At 32.5% G+C, this 15,886-nt stretch carries 14 protein-coding genes; 11 read left to right on the forward strand and 3 right to left on the reverse strand.

The features are described 5' to 3' along the window. Window positions 1-18 precede the first annotated feature (18 nt). Window positions 19-2,199 carry a ribonuclease R gene (rnr, locus tag BUA98_RS02205; protein ID WP_072970022.1) on the reverse strand — a complete coding sequence of 727 codons (2,181 nt, stop codon included), beginning with the start codon at window positions 2,197-2,199 and terminating at the stop codon, window positions 19-21. Between the two features lie 106 nt (window positions 2,200-2,305). Between rnr and BUA98_RS02210 the strand changes: the two genes are divergently transcribed. Both BUA98_RS02210 and rpiB read left to right on the forward strand, forming a co-directional pair. Next, window positions 2,306-2,539, forward strand: a complete 234-nt coding sequence (locus BUA98_RS02210; protein ID WP_026982402.1) for a putative signal transducing protein — start codon at window positions 2,306-2,308, stop codon at window positions 2,537-2,539. An 871-nt stretch (window positions 2,540-3,410) separates the two neighbouring features. Continuing rightward, window positions 3,411-3,842: a ribose 5-phosphate isomerase B gene (gene rpiB, locus BUA98_RS02215; RefSeq protein ID WP_072970023.1), complete on the forward strand. Its 432-nt coding sequence runs from the start codon at window positions 3,411-3,413 to the stop codon at window positions 3,840-3,842. A gap of 153 nt (window positions 3,843-3,995) precedes the next feature. On the opposite strand, the gene BUA98_RS02220 is transcribed toward rpiB, so the two are convergent. After that, window positions 3,996-4,265, reverse strand: coding sequence for a DUF1294 domain-containing protein (locus tag BUA98_RS02220; protein ID WP_072970024.1), 270 nt, complete (start codon window positions 4,263-4,265; stop codon window positions 3,996-3,998). Window positions 4,266-4,383: 118 nt separating this feature from the next. On the opposite strand from BUA98_RS02220, the gene BUA98_RS02225 reads away from it, so the two are divergent. Then, the gene (locus BUA98_RS02225) at window positions 4,384-6,507 is read left to right on the forward strand and encodes a Tex family protein (protein ID WP_072970025.1); all 2,124 of its coding nucleotides are present in this window, start codon (window positions 4,384-4,386) and stop codon (window positions 6,505-6,507) included. 77 nt (window positions 6,508-6,584) lie between these two features. Here the strand turns inward: BUA98_RS02225 and BUA98_RS02230 are convergent, their stop codons facing one another. Continuing rightward, window positions 6,585-6,764, reverse strand: coding sequence for a Sec-independent protein translocase subunit TatA/TatB (locus BUA98_RS02230; RefSeq protein WP_072970026.1), 180 nt, complete (start codon window positions 6,762-6,764; stop codon window positions 6,585-6,587). 212 nt (window positions 6,765-6,976) lie between these two features. Between BUA98_RS02230 and BUA98_RS02235 the strand changes: the two genes are divergently transcribed. The 8 genes from BUA98_RS02235 (at window position 6,977) to BUA98_RS02270 (ending at window position 15,881) form a co-directional block, all read left to right on the forward strand. Next, complete coding sequence (locus BUA98_RS02235) at window positions 6,977-7,477, forward strand: peptidase (RefSeq protein ID WP_072970027.1); 501 nt, start codon at window positions 6,977-6,979, stop codon at window positions 7,475-7,477. Window positions 7,478-7,488: 11 nt separating this feature from the next. Further along, entirely contained in the window at window positions 7,489-8,973 is a 1,485-nt protein-coding gene (locus BUA98_RS02240; protein ID WP_072970028.1) for a GH3 auxin-responsive promoter family protein, read from the forward strand. 69 nt (window positions 8,974-9,042) lie between these two features. Continuing rightward, window positions 9,043-9,654: a transposase gene (locus BUA98_RS02245; RefSeq protein WP_072970029.1), complete on the forward strand. Its 612-nt coding sequence runs from the start codon at window positions 9,043-9,045 to the stop codon at window positions 9,652-9,654. A gap of 82 nt (window positions 9,655-9,736) precedes the next feature. Beyond that, complete coding sequence (locus BUA98_RS02250) at window positions 9,737-11,416, forward strand: DUF6909 family protein (protein ID WP_072970030.1); 1,680 nt, start codon at window positions 9,737-9,739, stop codon at window positions 11,414-11,416. Between the two features lie 8 nt (window positions 11,417-11,424). Continuing rightward, a complete protein-coding gene (locus BUA98_RS02255; protein WP_072970031.1) occupies window positions 11,425-12,414 on the forward strand; it encodes a hypothetical protein in 990 nt (329 codons plus the stop codon). 5 nt (window positions 12,415-12,419) lie between these two features. Continuing rightward, window positions 12,420-13,724 (forward strand): MATE family efflux transporter, encoded by a 1,305-nt coding sequence (locus tag BUA98_RS02260; protein WP_072970032.1) that lies wholly within the window; start codon window positions 12,420-12,422, stop codon window positions 13,722-13,724. 7 nt (window positions 13,725-13,731) lie between these two features. Beyond that, window positions 13,732-14,817 carry a glycosyltransferase gene (locus BUA98_RS02265; RefSeq protein WP_072970033.1) on the forward strand — a complete coding sequence of 362 codons (1,086 nt, stop codon included), beginning with the start codon at window positions 13,732-13,734 and terminating at the stop codon, window positions 14,815-14,817. Beyond that, window positions 14,817-15,881 carry a hypothetical protein gene (locus BUA98_RS02270; RefSeq protein ID WP_072970034.1) on the forward strand — a complete coding sequence of 355 codons (1,065 nt, stop codon included), beginning with the start codon at window positions 14,817-14,819 and terminating at the stop codon, window positions 15,879-15,881. The genes BUA98_RS02265 and BUA98_RS02270 overlap by 1 nt, the downstream gene beginning before the upstream one ends. Window positions 15,882-15,886 lie beyond the last annotated feature (5 nt).

Consider the following 15,886-nt stretch of genomic DNA (forward strand, 5'->3'; position numbering starts at 1 on the left):
TCTATTTTAATTTAATAACTATTCTGCTCTTCTTAAAAAATGAAAATCCAGTTGTTTTTTAACTAAATCGGCATTTTTTACTTTAACATAAATTTCATCTCCTAATTGCAATATGCTGTTTGAAGTCGCTCCAACCAAAGCATATTGTTTTTCATCGAAAGTATAATAATCGTCTTTTATTTCTCTGATTCTCACCATTCCTTCACATTTATTCGAAACAATTTCAACATAAATTCCCCATTCTGTAACCCCTGAAATAACTCCCAAAAATTCTTCATCCTGGTGATCCTGCATGTATTTAACCTGCATGTATTTGATACTGTCACGTTCAGCATTGGTTGCTAAACTTTCCATATTGGAACAATGCAGACACTTCGTTTCGTAAATTTCTTCGTTTACAGAAGCGCCTCCATCTAAATAAAATTGAAGCAAACGATGTACCATAACGTCAGGATAACGACGAATTGGCGAAGTAAAATGGCTGTAATAATCAAAAGCTAATCCGTAATGTCCAATATTTTCTGTTGAATACTTGGCCTTGCTCATACTTCTAATAGCAAGAGTATCAATTAAGTTTTGCTCTTTTTTACCATTCACTTCTTCCATCAAAGCGTTCAATGATTTTGAAATATCGCCTTTGTTTCTGAAATCAATTTTATAACCAAATTTAGCAATTACAGTTTGCATCGCAATTAACTTGTCTTCATTTGGTTCATCGTGAATCCTGTAAACAAATGTTTTCTTCTGTTTTCCAATGTATTCAGCCACTTTTCTATTAGCTAAAAGCATGAATTCTTCAATAAGATGATTGGCATCTTTTGAAACTTTGAAGTATACTCCTTCTGGTTCTCCTTCTGCATCTAAATTGAATTTTACTTCTACTTTATCAAAAGAAATAGCTCCATTGGCCATTCTTTTCTTTCTTAAAATCTTAGCTAATTCATCTAATTTCAAAGTTGCTTCCACAATTTCATCTGAAACTACATAAGATTCTCCGGTAATTGAAATATCAACGGGAATCGTATTGTCTTTTGTTTCAATAATATATTGTGCTTCTTCATAAGCAAATCGCTGATCTGAATAAATTACTGTTCTACCAAACCATTGGTTAATAACCTGTGATGTTGGAGAAACTTCAAAAACAGCCGAGAACGTATATTTCTCTTCATTTGGACGCAATGAACAAGCAAAATTAGATAAAACTTCCGGAAGCATTGGCACTACTCTATCGACCAAATAAACCGAAGTTGCTCTTTGATAAGCTTCATCATCCAGGATTGTTCCTTCTTCTAAATAATAAGAAACATCGGCAATATGAATACCTATTTCGTAATTTCCGTTTTCTAACTTTTTGAAAGACAAGGCATCATCAAAATCTTTTGCATCTTTTGGATCGATCGTAAACGTTAGCGTATCACGCATATCGCGACGTTTTGCAATTTCAGATTCCTGTATCGAAGTATCTATTTTTTGTGCAAAAACCTCTACTTCTACCGGAAAATCTGCCGGTAAACCATATTCGGCTAAAATGGCATGAATCTCTGTATTGTGTTCTCCAGGTTTCCCTAAAACTTTAATCACAGATCCAAACGGACTATCCGCTCTCTTAGGCCAATCTTCAATCGTAACTAGTACAACATCGCCATTTTCTGCTTCTCCAATTTTATCTTTCGGAATAAAAATATCCGTATACATTTTAGGATTCGCTGTCGATACAAAAGCAAAATTGGCCTGAATATCTATTACACCAACAAACTCTGTTTTGTTTCTTTCTATAACTTCAATTACTTCTCCTTCAGGTCTTTTTCCTTTTCTTCTATTATAAACATAAACTTTTACCTTGTCTTTGTCTAACGCACGATTCAAATTATTGGTCGGAATAAAAACATCTTCAGTAAAATCCGGACAAACAAAATAGGCCGTTTTTCTACTGGTCATATCAATTGTTCCTTCGTAATAATCCTGACTTTCGGCTTTTACTAAATATTTACCAGGTTCGGTTTCTATAATTTTCTTCGAAGCAGCCAGAATTTTTAAATCTTTTATAATCTGGTTTCTGCTTTTTGTATCGTCAAGTTCTAACTTTGCTCCTATTTGTTTGTAGTTGAATGCTTTATTTGGGCTTTGCGATAAAATTTTTACTATCTTACTAGAGAAATCTTTCTCATTTTTTATCGGCTTTCTAATTTTCTTACTCATATATCTTTTCTTAAAAAGTTAAAATTACAAATAAGATATCAGATTATAGATTTTAACAAATAAATTATTAAAAAAATAACTTTGTATCTTTACTAAAAGACCTTGTATGGAAAGCTTTAAAACCATCGCCATATTCAATTATCAGCACGAAACCGTTGTTCTGAAACACTTATTAGAACAAGAAGAGATTCCGTATTTCTTTGAAAACGAAATGACGCTCTCTGTGGCTCCAATGTATTCGGCAGCGTTGGGCGGAATCAAACTCAAAGTTCATCCTAACGATTTCGAAGAAGTTCAGCAAATTCTGGACAATCTCAACAGTCCACTCAAAATCGTTTAAACCGTTCTATTTTTTCAATTTCAATTTTTTTTTTCTTTTCAAACTTTTCAAAGTTGTCAACATATATTAAATACAACAAAAAGAAAAATTTAATTTAAATTAATTTATGATTGTTATTATAGCTTGTTAATATGTGCAATAATTTTATTTTTAAATGTATTGAAATGAAGTTTTGCTTAGTTATATAGAGTTATCAACATACTTATATTTAGCTAAAAGATTAGTTTATAAGACTTTTTGTATTTTAATTAACAACGGTTGACAACCAAAAATGAATTCATTTTGTAGATAAGTTCATATGTTGATATTTGTTGAAAATGGCATTTTTGATATTGATAACTTTTCTAAAAATTCCTCAAACTTTATTAGGTTTTTTGATTCCGGTTTTGGATTAGGTTTTTTTATGACACGACCAAAAAAAACTTCTAATTTTCTATCTGAACTTATTAACAAATAATGTTAATTTAAAGTTAACTGAATATCAACGAATTAGCTTTTGGTATTAACATTCTAAAATTTTAACAAAATATATGTTTATTTCTAATTGATCTTCAGCTAATTATAGAGATAGTAAAATTGTTAATAACGCTAAGTTTTTGATATAAAGCTTGTTGAGAATGGGGTGTATTTTACCACAAAGAACACAAAGTTTTACGCAAAGTTAATAAAGTTTGGATCTATATATACGTGTTAATCTGTGTCAAAAGGGTCACAAAGTCTAATGCATATACTAAGTAGTTTTCGCCACGAATTCACGAATTTTATAAAACTAAAAATTCGTGAATTCGTGGCAAAAAAATTTAATTTCCTTTTTAGACATGTTTGTAATTGTTTGGTTAAATTTGCATAACACAACTAAATAGTATTTACAATGAAAATTTCGATAGGAAACGACCACGCAGGACCAGAGTATAAAAAAGCAATTGTTGCGATGCTTAAATCAAAAGGATATGAAGTAACGAATTACGGAACAGATTCTGAAGATTCTGTTGATTATCCGGATTTTGGTCATCCGGTTGCAAATGATGTATCTGAGGGAAAAGCTGATTTTGGAATCGTTATCTGCGGAACCGGAAACGGAATCGCCATGACGGTTAACAAACATCCAAAAGTGAGAGCGGGTTTATGCTGGACTAAAGAAATTGCAGCTTTAGTTCGTTTGCATAATGATGCTAATATTATAAGTATTCCGGCGCGTTTTACGTCGGTTCCTCAAGCAGTAGAAATGGTAGAAACGTTTTTAACAACTGCATTTGAAGGTGGAAGACACCAAAACAGAGTGAATAAAATTGCTTGTTCGTAAAAAGTCAAAAAAAATCCGGTGCTCCGCACCAATAAAAATAAACACACCGGGCGGATTTTTTAAATTCATCCGGTTTTTTATTTAATAGTTTTAAAATCAGATTATTAAGTTTTTAAATTTCACCTGTTTTCGAGTTATTAACAATCCAATTATTTAAATCTTATCAGTTAATTTAAGATAAACTAAAACAATTTGAATCAAAAAAATCCCGAAAAACTTCACAATAAAAGAAGGTTTACTCGTTTTATGTCTAAAGAGTAACATGGCGAGTAGTAAACCAATTGTTCCGCCAATAGCTTCTAATAAAAACAATGTATTTTCAGGAATTCTTCGTTTATTTTTTCGGGCTAGATATTTGTCATAACCGGCAAGAATAAAAACGAAGATGTTTAAAAATAAAAAATACAATAATAAAATTTCCATTGGCTTAAAATTAGAAACAAAGATATTATTTTAGCGATATAATTAATCCATTTATCTAAGTGCAAAAGACGGACTTAATTATCTAATTTTCAAATTGACACATTATCTCATTAATAAAATGACTAACATACAATTCATTGCCAAGTCTGTACAGACAGCACCGATTAACATCCAAAATACGGTAAAATTATTAGAGGAAGATTGTACGATTCCGTTTATTTCCCGTTACCGAAAAGATACAACCGGAAACCTGGATGAAGTTCAAATTGAACAAATTGCAAAACTTCAAAAAGAGTATGAAACGATTGTAAAACGTAAAGAAGCCGTTTTAAAATCTATTGAAGAGCAAAAAGCGCTTACGCCAGAGTTGAAACAAAAAATCGAGCTAAGTTTTGATTTGCAGGAAATTGAAGATTTTTACCTTCCATACAAAAAGAAGAAAAAAACAAAAGCCGATGTGGCCCGCGAATTTGGTTTAGAGCCATTGGCGAAAATTATCATATCGGAAAGTAATGTTGACGTTGATTTTATTTCTACGCAATATATCAATGAAAATGTAATTAACGAAGAAGCTGCCATGCAAGGCGCACGTGATATTGTTGCTGAATGGATCAACGAGAATATTTTTGTTCGTAAGCAATTGAGAAGATTATTTCAGCGAAAAGCGACTATCGGAACTAAAGTTGTAAAAAAGAAAGCCGAAGAAGAGGGAGCGCAAAAATTCAGTCAGTATTTTGATTGGGAAGAACCTTTGACAAAAGCACCTTCACACCGTTTATTAGCAATGCTTCGTGCAGAAAATGAAGGTTTTGTGAAGATGAAAGTTGATGTTGATTTGGATGAAGCTTACGATGTTATTGATGAAATTATCATTAAAAAACAAAATAGTACGACTGCTCATTTGCAGTTAGCGATTGAGGACAGTTATAAACGATTATTGAATCCGGCGATTGGAAATGAAACTTTGCAGGAAGCAAAAGCAAAAGCCGATGCCAACTCGATTCAGGTTTTTGCTAACAATTTAGGCCAGTTATTATTAGCTCCGCCGTTGGGAGAAAAAAGAATTTTAGCGATTGATCCAGGATTTAGAAGCGGTTGTAAAGTAGTTTGTCTGGACGAAAAAGGCGATTTATTATACAACGAAACGATTTATCCGCACGCGCCTCAAAATGAGGAAGCAATGGCGATTAAGAAAATCCGTTCGATGGTAAATGCGTATCAAATTGATGCCATTTCTATTGGAAATGGAACGGCTTCTAGAGAAACTGAATTTTTCATCAAAAAAATAGCGTTTGACAAACCGCTGCAGGTTTTTATAGTTTCAGAGGCGGGAGCTTCGGTTTATTCGGCATCAAAAATTGCTCGTGAAGAATTTCCTAATTATGATGTAACGGTTCGTGGATCAGTTTCTATCGGGCGACGACTTTCAGATCCTTTGGCCGAATTGGTTAAAATCGACCCGAAAGCAATCGGCGTTGGCCAATATCAACACGATGTTGATCAAACAAAATTAAAAGAAGAATTAGATAATACAGTAATTCGCTGCGTAAACTCTGTTGGAATCAATATCAACACGGCAAGTAAACATTTACTAAGTTATGTGAGTGGAATCGGCGAGAAGCTAGCCGAAAACATTGTTCAGTATCGTTCAGAAAATGGTCCTTTTGAAGATAGAAAACAACTGAAAAAAGTGCCTCGTTTAGGTGATAAAGCCTATCAGCAAGGTGCGGCTTTTATCCGAATTTCGAATGCTAAAAATCCACTGGATAATTCGGCAGTACATCCTGAAGCGTATCCGGTTGTGGAGAAAATGGCAAAAGATTTGAAACTTTCGGTAAACGACTTAATTGCAAACAAAGAGAAAACGGCGCTTATTAAAGCTGAAAACTATATTACACCTGAAATAGGTTTGCTTACGTTAAAAGACATCATTAAAGAGCTTGAAAAACCAGGATTAGACCCAAGAAAGTCTGCAAAGGTTTTTGAATTTGATGCGAATGTAAAATCGATCAAAGATTTAAGAACCGGAATGATTTTACCTGGAATTGTGAATAACATTACCAACTTCGGCTGTTTTGTTGATATCGGAATCAAAGAAAGTGGTTTAGTACATATTTCACAGTTAAAAGCGGGATTTGTGAGCGATGTAAATGAAGTGGTAAAATTACATCAGCACGTTGATGTAAAAGTTACAGAAGTTGATGAAGACAGAAAGAGAATTCAGTTAACAATGGTATTGTAAATTCTAAAAAATAAAATCCCAAATTACAATCATAACAATTGTAATTTGGGATTTTTAAATTTTATAAAGTTGTAAATTTATTTTACTTCTTCCTCTTCTTTTTTGGCAGCAGCAGTTTGGTCGTCTTTAGCGGCGTTCTTAAATTCTTTAATTCCACTTCCTAAACCTTTCATTAATTCTGGAATTTTTTTACCTCCAAAAAGTAATAACACAATACCTACTATTACAAGGATTTCTGTAAGACCTAATCTTCCCATGATTGTATATTTAATGCCGAAGCAAATTGTTTTTCTAAGTTGTACCGCAAAGGTATATAGAAATATACGAACAAAAAGTGTTTTTGGATTAAAATATTTAGACTTAGCAACGTTAAATATTTTATAAAATCGTAAATTCAGCAGATTCGTTCAAATCGGGCCGGCATCAACAAGACGATTAATTATTATATTTGCTCATATAAAGAACCGAAATGACCAAGAAAAAACATAATTTCAGAAGAAAATTATTCACTAAAAACCGACTGGTAATTTTGAATGAAGATACTTTTGAAGAAACGTTTTCGCTCAAACTCAACTTAATGAATGTTTTTGTTGTGTTGTCTTTAGGAAGTATATTCTTAATTTTAATTACCACTTTTATCATTGCTTTTACGCCTTTACGCGAATTTATTCCGGGATATTCTTCTTCTAAATTAAAAAGAGATGCAACTAGATTAGCGATAAAATCAGATTCATTAGAAACAGCTCTGAAGAAAAACGAAGCTTATATTCATGGAATTCAAAAAGTTTTAAGAGGAGAACTGGACTATGCGAAATTTAATAAAGATTCGATTTTAGCAGAAGTTGATGAACCTTCGGAAGTAAATATGAAAGCTACTGAAGAAGAAATGAAGTTAAGAGAAGATGTGGCGAAAATAGAGAAGGAGTCGGGTGAAAAAAAGGGTAATAAAAACAAAAGTGACAAGAAATAATAGTATAAAAAATGTCGATTAAATCTGTAGCAGCAAAATTATTTGCCAGCAAAATATATTATCAAACAAAGGCTTGGGCCAATAAACCTGTTGAAACGCAACAAGAGGTTTTTAAGGGTTTAATAAACAGCGCGAAAGAAACTCAGTTTGGCGTTGATCATCATTTTGATAAAATAAAAACGGTTCATGATTTTAAGAAACGTGTACCAATTCGCGATTACGAAGACTTGAAACCTTATATCGACAAAGTTCGAATGGGCGAAAAGAATATTCTGTGGAAAGGTAAACCGCTTTATTTTGCTAAAACTTCAGGAACAACTTCCGGAGCAAAATATATTCCGCTTACGAAAGAATCAATGCCATTTCATATTGAGGCTTCGCGAAATGCCATTCTGCATTATATATACGAAACCGGAAATGCTGATTTTGTAGATGGAAAAATGATTTTCCTGCAAGGAAGTCCCATTCTAGTTGAAAAATACGGAATCAAATTTGGAAGACTTTCCGGAATTGGAGCACATTTTGTTCCGAAGTATCTCCAAAAAAACCGAATGCCTTCTTGGGAAACAAATTGTATTGAAGATTGGGAAACCAAAATCGATGCGATTGTTGAGGAAACCATCGAGCAGGATATGACGATAATTTCCGGAATTCCGTCTTGGGTTCAAATGTATTTTGAGCGTTTGCAGGAGAAAAGCGGCGGCAAAAAAATCAGCGAATTATTCAGGAACTTTAATTTGTTTATTTATGGAGGAGTAAATTACGAACCCTATCGCGCGAAGTTCGAAAATATGATTGGAAGAAAAGTCGATAGTATCGAATTGTTTCCGGCTTCTGAAGGATTTTTTGCTTATCAGGATTCTCAAAAAGCAAAAGGAATGCTGCTGTTATTGAATTCTGGAATTTTCTACGAGTTTATTAAAGCAGATGAATTTTTCGAACCAAATCCAAAAAGTTATACTATTGGAGAAGTTGAGGTTGGCGTAAATTATGCTTTAATCATTTCTACAAATGCAGGACTTTGGCGTTATAATATTGGTGACACAGTACAGTTTACTTCTTTGTATCCGCATCGTGTGATAGTTTCAGGCCGAATCAAACATTATATTTCTGCATTTGGAGAACATGTCATTGCAAATGAAGTCGAAAATGCTATGAAAGAAGCCACTGCAGGAACCAAAATTGTTATCAACGAATTTACAGTAGCGCCACAAATTAATCCGTCAAGCGGATTGCCGTATCATGAATGGTTTGTAGAATTCGAAACCGAACCGGAGAATATGGAAGTTTTCGCAGAAGCAATTGACAGCTCTATGAGAAAGCAAAATATTTATTATGACGATTTGATTACCGGAAGTGTTTTAAGAAAAGTGGTGGTAACCAAAGTTTCTAAAAATGGTTTTCAGGAGTATATGAAATCGCAAGGAAAATTGGGGGGACAGAATAAAACGCCGAGGTTATCTAATGACAGAAAGATTGCAGATAATTTGAAATAACTTTAGATAATATTTCCAAAGTTAAAGCATTATCATCCTTATGAATAGGATGCAGAATTATTAAAATTAATGAGTCAGGGAAAGTTTCAAAATAGATACCGTATTTCTTCAATAAGGGCGCAATGGTGGGATTATGGTTGGAACGGAGCCTATTTTATAACAATTTGCACAAAGGACAGAGAACATTATTTTGGAGAAATTCAAAATAATAAAATGGTTTTGTCAGAAGTCGGTATTATTGCTGATATATTGTGGCATCAAATCCCAATACACCATAAAAACGTTGAATTGGGTGATTTCGTAGTCATGCCAAATCATATTCACGGAATTTTGATTATTGATAAACAATCGGATAATATAGATGTTGATAATGTAGAGACAGGGCAGGTAGAGACAGGGCATGCCCTGTCTCTACCGTCATCACTACCGTTGCCGTTGTTACCAAAACCAGGTTCGCAACGTTTTCAAAACATTGGAAAAAATACCATTTCGTCAATTATTGGGTCATATAAATCTGCGGTAACCAAACATGCTAATAGATTAGGATATCCGCATCAATGGCAAAAATTATTTTATGACAATATCATTAGAAACAATAATGATTATCAAAGAATTTCTGATTATATTGTTTCAAATCCGGTAAATTGGGCGAAAGATAAATTTAAAAGAGCAGATAAATAAAAATGATTTTTTAAAAAATTATGTGGTAGATACAAGGTATGCCTTGTATTTGCTTAAATTTGAGTTTACAAAATAAAAAAGAATGAAAGAAACTAAACATATATCAAGATCAAGAGCGCAGGAATCATCTGCGGCTATTGAAAAAATGTACATTACAATGCGCCATTTATTCAACCGTGGTTTTTATAAACCAATGGGAGTTTCGGGCGATAGCTTACGCGAATCATTACTGGCATTACGCCCTGAGATTTACGGAAATATAGGCGAAGAAAAAGTAGAATTAAACGGATTATTATACGTTATAGAAAGACTTCCGATAGGAATTGAACAATGCCGTTTCATCAATTTAACTTCGGATGAAGGATATTCTAAATCACATTTTCAGGCGATTGTTCCTCCAAAAAGAAGAAGAAACTGTTACAGAATCGACGAAGAACAAATGAATGTTGAAATCACACGTGGACGTTCAGACATCTACGATATTTTGACGCACTTGACTTTTATTTTTATCGAATCACATAAAATTAAAAACAGAGTTTTATTAGATGACGGTGGAGAAGTTTCACGCGATTGGCTAAAACTGGAACAAGCAGTAACGCAGACTAAAAAACTAGCTTTAATAGAAAAAGAAAAAGCAATTTCTCATGTAGCCAATATTTTAGGAAGAACATTTGAAGAAGTGTTGGATATTTATGATGCTTTCGGATCTGAAAATGCTCCGGATCGTTTCCTACATGTTATTTATTGGTTAGGAAAATTAGCCATTGAAGAAGTAATTGAAAATAATAAACGAACAATTACGTTCAGTCCGGTTTTAAGAGAACGTTTAGGACACCACATTCATGGAGAAATTTGGGCAACGAACATCAAGGAGGTTTTAAAGACTAACAATCTTTTAAAACGTCCAATTCACGTGATCAGTGCAAACATGCATAGTGTTATGAATTCGATTTTTGCAACACCGTTGTTGAAAACGAAATTCAAAGACAAGTCAGATTTCTTTATTTATGAAGAATTAAGTAAGTCGGGTGCAAAAGAAATTAGAGCACAAGTTGAAGAACTGGCATTAAAAAACGGAATGATTTCCTTACCGGATACATCTGGAACGAATATCGATGTTCAGATTTTTGACACAGCTAAAATTGACTGGGCAAAAACCGGATTTCCAAAAGCTAACATTGGCGAAGCTGCACCGGTTATTATTGTAATGGATTATGCCTTTGGAGAACAGGCATACGAAACGATCGACGAGCTTTTGAAACCTTACAAAAAAGAAACTTTGTTGAATGTACGATCGGTTTCGATTATGGGAAAAGCCGGAATTCTGGAAGGTGGAAAGGGAGATATCATGATTCCAACTGCTCATATAAACGAAGGAACGGCTGATAATTATTTCTTTGAAAATGAATTGACAGGCGCTATGTTTGAAGGAAACGACATTGCCGTTTTTGAGGGTGCGATGGTTACCGTTTTAGGAACGTCGTTGCAAAACAGAGATTTGTTGAAATTTTTCCACGAATCAACCTGGGGTGTAATTGGCCTTGAAATGGAAGGTTCTTACTATCAAAAAGCAATTCAGTCAGCATCAAAAATTAGAAAAAGTGTACCGCACGATATTAAGGTTCGTTATGCGTATTACGCTTCGGATAATCCATTGGAAACCGGAAGCACATTGGCTTCAGGCGGATTAGGAACGACGGGCGTAAAACCAACGTATTTGATTACCATTAAAATTTTGGAACAAATTTTCAACGTAAAATAAAACAATAAATGAGTACAAAAGTACCCCAAAATTCAGATCAGGAAATAGATATTTTTCAGTTTTCAAGAAGCATTGGTAGTTTTTTTGATCGCATAAACAGGTCTATTTTTAAGGCGATTCAGTTTTTTATTCGAAACTGGATTGTGGTGCTGGTTTTGGTTGTACTTGGTGTTATACTTGGATTTTATTTAGATTCTAATAAAAAATCATACAATAATCAGATTGTTGTAACGCCAAACTTTGAAAGTGTTGATTATTTGTATGCCAAAGTCGATTTGATTCAATCTAAAATTGCTGCTGGAGATATTGATTTTTTAAATCATGTTTTTGGAACTTCAGGCCGAAATTTGATAAAAAAAATAGAAGTTAAACCTGTTCCTGACGTTTATAAATTTATTGAAGACAAAGAACAAAACTTTGAACTTATTAAATTAATGGCTGAGGTTGGCGAAGTAAAAAAGGTTTTAGAAGACAACGTTACAAGCAAAAATTACACCTATCATACTATTTCTTTTGTGTCAAATGGAGTGGTAAGTGAAAAAGATGTAGTCGAACCGTTGCTAAAATATCTGAACAATTCGGCCTATTTTAATTCTATTCAAAAAATTGGATACAAAAACCTGCAACGTGAAATAGCTCAAAATGATACTATAATTGCTCAAATCGATCAGGTTTTAAACGGACTTTCGAGTACTGCAAAAAACAATTCTAAGAACGAAAAACTGGTTTATTACAGTGAGAATTTACAATTAAACGATATTATAAAAACCAAACAAAAGTTAGTTACAGAACAGGGGAAAAACAGGTTCAGACTAATCAGTTTTGATAAAACGATCAAAGAAATTAATGCGACTCTCAACATCAATGAAAGCAAAACGGTAAATGGCCATTTTAAAATCTGGTTGCCTATTTTCTTTCTTTTCCTTTTTGTTTTGGTGAGTTTGTTCCGTAAATTTTATCGTAAGCAACTTGCAATCTCAAATGCAAATCAACATTAAAACAAGTGAAAACCAATTCTATCTTTGAGAGACTTTCACAAAATATATTTTTAAGGCAAAGTTTTAATACTTTGTTTTTAAGAATTTTGGGAGTTCTCTTGTTATTTGGTTTTACTGTGTTTTTAACAAAATCCTATAGCCCGAAATTAGTGGGACAATATGATTTTGCAAGATCCTTTCTTTTAGCTGTAGGAACGATTTGTTTGTTGGGTTTTGATCAGTCCATATTATATTTTAAAGGAAAATTAGCAAGCCTGAATGCACTCGAAGAGCTAAGAAAAATCTATCTGAAGATGATCGCAATGCTTTTATCGACTTCTGTCCTGGGCTTGATTATAATTTTGGTGATTGATGACAAAGTAATCAATACTTATTTTGGTGATACTGAAGTGTATTCCATCTTTTTAAAAGGATCTGTAACGTTATTTTTTTACGGATTGTCAACTTTAAATATTGAAGTAATAAGAGCTTTGGATAAATTATATATAGCAGAATTATTTAGAAATGTCATCAAATATATTCCGCTGATATTGGGTTCAATAGCTTTATTTTATTGGCATAAAGAAACCTATTTGGTTGATGTTTTTTTAATCGGATTTGTATTTCTTGCTTTAATTAGCACCATTTTAGTTTTTAGTTATTTCAATAATACTACCACGGTAAAATCTGTAGAAGGATTTTCGCATAAAGAAGTCTTCTTAAAATCCTATCCCATTGCAATTAGCGGTATGGCCTTGTTTTTATTAATGTGTTTTGATATTATGTTTCTGAAAAAATATCGAAATGATGAAACAGTTGCTTTTTATTCGGTTGGAGTCAAGTTAATGACGATTATTTCAGTTGTAATTTTAACGATAAACATTACGGTTTCGGCTAAAATTTCGGAATATTTTGCAAGTCAGAATAAGTCAGAATTAACAAAAATTGTAAAAAATTGTGCCCGTTTAATTTTCGGAATCACCCTTCCGGTAATTATTTTAATCAGCATTTTTTCAGAATATATTTTATCTTTTTTTGGGCATCAGTATGTGGCGGCCAAAGAAGCATTTTTAATTTTAGTTATCGGTCAGGGAATTTGTTCTGCATTTGGTTCAGCATCCGTTTATTTGAATATGACAGGAAGACAACATATTTTTCAGATTATTTTGATTATTGCCGTTGTACTTAATTTTGTCTTAAATCGATTTTTAATTCCGGACTACGGAATGACAGGAGCAGCGATTGCTTTTGTTTCGAGTTCTTTTTTCTGGAATGTTGCAGTGGCAGTAGTTGTTTATCGGAAGGATAAAATAAAAGTTTTTTTGAATTAATCTAGAAATGAGAGTACTGCAAGTAATTAATAGTTTAGAAACAGGCGGAGCTGAAAAGTTGCTTTTAGAAACAATTCCACTTTACAATAAAAAAGGAATTGAAGTAGATCTATTGCTTCTAAACGGAAAAAAGACTCCTTTTTTAGAAACTTTAAAAGGGAGTAATTGTTGTAAAATTTACGCTTTAGGAACATTCGTTTATAATCCTTTTCATGTTTTTAGAATGATTCCTTTTCTTAGAAAATATGATATCGCGCATGTTCATTTATTTCCTTCGCAGTATTGGATTGTGATGGCTAAAATACTTTCTTTCTCTAAAATAAAAATAATTGTAACAGAACACAGTACAACAAACCCACGGATAAAAAATTATTTATTAAGCATATTAGATCGGTTTATATATAAATTTTATGATAAGATTGTTTGCATTACAACTGATGTATATCAAATTATAATTAAACATTTGAAAGAGACGAAATCTAAATTTTTAATAATTCAAAATGGTGTTCAGTTGCAAAAGATCTATGATGCACAGCCTTATGGTAAAAAAATGATTTCCGGTTTATTTACAGATCAGGATATCTTGATAATACAAATTGCTAGTTTTAATAAGCATAAGGATCAGCAAACAGCAATAAAAGCTTTAAAATACTTACCAGACAATGTGAAGCTTGTATTTGTTGGTGACGGACCTTTAAAAGTAAGTTGTATAGATTTTGCAAATGATCTTAACTTGACAGATAAAGTTCTTTTTTTAGGAAACAGAACAGATGTACCACAACTTTTAAAAACAGCAGATATATCTATTTTAAGTACAAATGGTGAAGGATTTAGTTTGGTTGCAATTGAAAGTATGGCAGCAGGAATACCTTTTATAAGTTCAGATGTTCCTGGAATGATAAATGTAAAGGATGCTGGTATTTTGTTTGAAAAAGAAAACGCTGAAGAACTTGCTTTTTTTATTAAAAAATTAATTGATGAAAGAGATTTTTATGAGAGTATTGTAAATTCAGGAAAAAGGAGAGCGGAACAATTTGATATTGATTTTATGGTTAATAAACACATACTTTTGTACAAAACGATATTAGAATAATGAAAAGAACGGTCAACAAAAGCACACTGGCATTTTTGCTGATTGCGATGGCAAATCTTGTTGTGGCCTTGTTATCTTTTTATATTTTACCACCGCGTTTTTTTTATGATGCAGCTATTATCGCCTATGATAAATATAATGAAATAGGGTATTTTGGAAGTTATCCGCTTACAATTTTATTCTATAAAATCACACTTTTACGTTATTTACCGTTTCCATTAATTGCACTTTTACAGTTTCCAATTTTGATTTATATCTTATATAAAATTGGAATTCCGCGAGATTTCGAAAAATTAACGGTGAAGAACATTTTAGTTTATTTGGGAATTTTTATGATCGCTATTTATATTGGGATGCCTTCAAAAGAATTTATCACATTCTTGTTTGTTGCACCAATAGTGTTTATGTATCGAAATAAGCAATTCTTATTTAAAAATACCGTAATTATAACGTTTGGGTTATTAATACTTTTTGGCGCTTTATATAGACCCTATTTTGCTTTGATTCCTATTATTGCAGGAGGTATGTATTGGGTTAGTTTTATTAATTTTAAAAATAAAACTATAAGTACCATTTTTTATGGCCTTTTGATTGTGTTTTTTTTATCGCTAAGTTACGGAATACTAAAAGGAGAATATTTTTCTGAAATGAGCCGCGAAGTTGTAAATAAAGCTCGAATAGGAGCGTCTGATGCAAATTCAATAATTATTCCTCCCGTAAAACCAGATACCTGGTACGGAGAAATTATAGCTATTTTTTATGGATTTTTTACAGTGAATGTCCCGGTAAACGGTTTAAAACACATACTATCTCCTCAAATTATTGTTTTCGTAATCTGGCAATTATTATTGTTTTATATTCTTTTAGTCCGATTTTCAAAATGTTTAAGAGAAAGGAAAAAATACAATTATGAACTTTTAATTATGTTCATTTTGTTTTCTTTCTTTATCCTTCAGGGTGTTTTTGAGCCTGATCTGGGATCATCTATTCGACATAAAATCGGCGTTTTTCCATTAATTTATTTTGCATTATACTATGAACATTTCCGAAAAGAACTTCAATAAAATAT

The organism is Flavobacterium saccharophilum (assembly GCF_900142735.1).
GTDB classification, from domain to species: domain Bacteria; phylum Bacteroidota; class Bacteroidia; order Flavobacteriales; family Flavobacteriaceae; genus Flavobacterium; species Flavobacterium saccharophilum.

What these genes read in the sequence shown, in the direction of transcription:
- BUA98_RS02250 (WP_072970030.1), top strand. Translation starts at nt 9,737, where the DNA reads ATGAAAGAAACTAAACATATATCAAGATCAAGAGCGCAGGAATCATCT.
- BUA98_RS02255 (WP_072970031.1), top strand. Translation starts at nt 11,425, where the DNA reads ATGAGTACAAAAGTACCCCAAAATTCAGATCAGGAAATAGATATTTTT.
- BUA98_RS02220 (WP_072970024.1), bottom strand. Translation starts at nt 4,265, where the DNA reads ATGGAAATTTTATTATTGTATTTTTTATTTTTAAACATCTTCGTTTTT.
- BUA98_RS02225 (WP_072970025.1), top strand. Translation starts at nt 4,384, where the DNA reads ATGACTAACATACAATTCATTGCCAAGTCTGTACAGACAGCACCGATT.
- BUA98_RS02265 (WP_072970033.1), top strand. Translation starts at nt 13,732, where the DNA reads ATGAGAGTACTGCAAGTAATTAATAGTTTAGAAACAGGCGGAGCTGAA.
- BUA98_RS02240 (WP_072970028.1), top strand. Translation starts at nt 7,489, where the DNA reads ATGTCGATTAAATCTGTAGCAGCAAAATTATTTGCCAGCAAAATATAT.
- BUA98_RS02210 (WP_026982402.1), top strand. Translation starts at nt 2,306, where the DNA reads ATGGAAAGCTTTAAAACCATCGCCATATTCAATTATCAGCACGAAACC.
- BUA98_RS02235 (WP_072970027.1), top strand. Translation starts at nt 6,977, where the DNA reads ATGACCAAGAAAAAACATAATTTCAGAAGAAAATTATTCACTAAAAAC.
- BUA98_RS02245 (WP_072970029.1), top strand. Translation starts at nt 9,043, where the DNA reads ATGAGTCAGGGAAAGTTTCAAAATAGATACCGTATTTCTTCAATAAGG.
- BUA98_RS02270 (WP_072970034.1), top strand. Translation starts at nt 14,817, where the DNA reads ATGAAAAGAACGGTCAACAAAAGCACACTGGCATTTTTGCTGATTGCG.
- rpiB (WP_072970023.1), top strand. Translation starts at nt 3,411, where the DNA reads ATGAAAATTTCGATAGGAAACGACCACGCAGGACCAGAGTATAAAAAA.
- rnr (WP_072970022.1), bottom strand. Translation starts at nt 2,199, where the DNA reads ATGAGTAAGAAAATTAGAAAGCCGATAAAAAATGAGAAAGATTTCTCT.
- BUA98_RS02230 (WP_072970026.1), bottom strand. Translation starts at nt 6,764, where the DNA reads ATGGGAAGATTAGGTCTTACAGAAATCCTTGTAATAGTAGGTATTGTG.